Raw genomic sequence first — 2,304 nt, forward strand, 5'->3', positions numbered from 1 at the left:
CCGGATAGCGGCCGCCCGTCGCCCAGACATAGGAGCCGCCGGCAAGCAGCGCCAGCGGCAGCGCGACCATCAGCAGGAAGCGGCCGAGGCGGCGCTTCTTCTTCGGCGCGACCGGCGCCGGAGCCACGGCGACCGGGGCGGAAGCCGGCTGCGCCGGCGCTTCAGCGACCGGCTGTGCCGGCGCGTTCAGCTTGGTGACGTTGTCCTCTTCCCGCTTGGCTGCTGCGCTCATGCCGCTGCCCCTTCCCTGCTCTTGATCTTTTCGAGGGACGATGCCTCGCCGTCCGTCAGGTTCTGCACGATCGTGTCCAACACCCGGATCAGGATGCGTCGATCTTCAGGCGAAACGCCGGTCAGCGACTCCTCATAGACCTCGCCGGCAAGGCTTTTGACATCCGCGTAGGCAGCGCTCGCCTTCTCGGTCGGGAAGATCATGCGCACGCGCCGGTCGGTGGCGTCCTGGCGGCGCTCGATCCAGCCGCCCTCCTCCATGCGGTCGACGAGGCGCGAGACGCTGATCGGTTCGATTTCGAGAAGTTCGGCCAGCCGCGCCTGCGTGATGCCTTCTTCCTTGGCGACGCGCACCATCAGCCGCCATTGCGCGGAGGAAAGCCCCAACCCGCTGGCGCGCGCCTCGAAGCGCTTGCGCATCAGGCGCTGCACGTCGTGGATCAAAAATCCCAATCTGTCGATGCCATCCGAAACCATGAGCGATACATATAATAAGCGTGCTTATTATTCAAGGGGAAGCATTGCGCCAGAAGCCGGCAAGTCGTCATGGCAGGCATTTGGTGCATTCATGGTTAGCGCCCGGTGAATCCGGCAATGGGTGAACGGCTATCCGGGGCCGAAGCTGCGGTTTCAGGCGATGCGTTCACAGCAAGGCGACAACCGTCTGAAAATTCACTGTGTTTTCTGCCACACGCTAGCGCCGCTCGGCTCGCCCGTGGTAAAGCTTGCACCGTGGATCGGGGGATCACGCAATGCCGACGCTCTATGCGCTGAAGCCGGCCTTCCAGGACAGGCTGCGACCGCTTGTCTGCCGGCTGGCAGCAATGGGCGTGACAGCCAATTTCATCACCTTGCTGGCGGCCGCGCTCTCGGTCGCGGCCGGCGTGGCGATCGCGGCGGCGCAGGGTTCGCGCGTGCTTGTGCTGCTCATCCCGCTGCTGCTGTTCGTGCGCATGGCCCTCAACGCGATGGACGGCATGCTGGCGCGGGAGCATGGCCAGGCCTCCACCCTGGGCATGTATCTGAACGAAATATGCGACGTCGTTTCCGACCTGGCGCTCATCCTGCCCTTCGCAGCCTTTGCGCAGTTCGGCGTCTGGGGTGTCGTCGCCTTCGCCATGGCGGCCATGCTCGCAGAATTCGCTGGCGTGCTCGGCATCCCCGCAGGCATCGGACGCAACTATGCCGGCCCGTTCGGCAAGAGCGACCGGGCGCTTGGGCTCGGCGTGGTCGCGGCCTTGTGCGCCTTCGGGCTGTGGCCCGCGGCCATCGCGCCGTTTGTGTTTCCGGCCATGGCTACGCTGTCGCTGCTGACCGCCATAAACCGGATACGTGCCGGTCTTACTGGCAACACCGGCTAAGCATCGAGGCTCGCCATGCCGGACGAGGGGAACAGCATGCTTCACGAAGAGATCGCCGCCGCGCCGGCGGAAAGCCTTACGCGACAGGCGCAGGAACGCAGCTTCCACAGCCATGACGGCACGGAGATTTTCTACCGTTTCTGGCCGGCCGCATCTGCCGAGGCCAAAGGCGCGGTCGTGCTTTTCCATCGCGGCCACGAGCATGGCGGCCGCATGGCGCATCTGGTCGATGAATTGCGAATGCCGGATTACTCCTTCTATGCCTGGGATGCGCGTGGCAACGGCCGCTCCGCCGGCGAGCGCGGCTATGCGCCGTCCTTTGCGGCGCTGGTGCGCGATATCGACTGTTTCATGCGCGAGATCGCGGCCAAGGACGGCTTTGGCGCACAGGACATGGCGCTCATCGCGCAATCCTTCGGCGCGGTGCTCGCCGCCGCCTGGATGCATGACTATGCGCCGAAACTGCGCGCCATGGTGCTTGCCTCGCCGGCATTCTCGGTCAAGCTCTACGTGCCCTTCGCCAAGGAAGGCATCGCGCTATGGCAGAGGATCAACGGGCGCTTCTTCGTCAATTCCTATGTCAAGGCGAGCCTGCTGACCCATGACCCGGTGCGCATCGCCTCGTTCGAGAACGATCCGCTGATCACGCGTCCGATCGCTTCCAATATCCTGGTCGAGCTCTACCAGCATGCGGCGCGCATCGTCTCCGACG

General features: G+C 64.8%; 3 protein-coding genes and 1 pseudogene. 2 read left to right on the forward strand and 2 right to left on the reverse strand.

From position 1 onward, the window contains the following. Positions 1–232 (reverse strand): annotated as a pseudogene (locus EOA24_RS34770) (HlyD family secretion protein); the annotation flags it as partial. Next, on the reverse strand, positions 229–708 hold the full coding sequence (locus tag EOA24_RS34775) for a MarR family transcriptional regulator (RefSeq protein WP_112130300.1): 480 nt from the start codon (positions 706–708) through the stop codon (positions 229–231). The pseudogene EOA24_RS34770 and the gene EOA24_RS34775, both read right to left, overlap by 4 nt. A gap of 275 nt (positions 709–983) precedes the next feature. On the opposite strand from EOA24_RS34775, the gene EOA24_RS34780 reads away from it, so the two are divergent. Then, entirely contained in the window at positions 984–1,592 is a 609-nt protein-coding gene (locus EOA24_RS34780) for a CDP-alcohol phosphatidyltransferase family protein (RefSeq protein WP_126083178.1), read from the forward strand. Between the two features lie 36 nt (positions 1,593–1,628). After that, the coding region (locus EOA24_RS34785) for an alpha/beta fold hydrolase (protein WP_189354487.1) at positions 1,629–2,304 on the forward strand (676 nt) is incomplete at its 3' end.

Source organism: Mesorhizobium sp. M2A.F.Ca.ET.039.01.1.1 (genome assembly GCF_003998035.1).
In the GTDB taxonomy this organism is placed as follows: Bacteria; Pseudomonadota; Alphaproteobacteria; order Rhizobiales; family Rhizobiaceae; genus Mesorhizobium.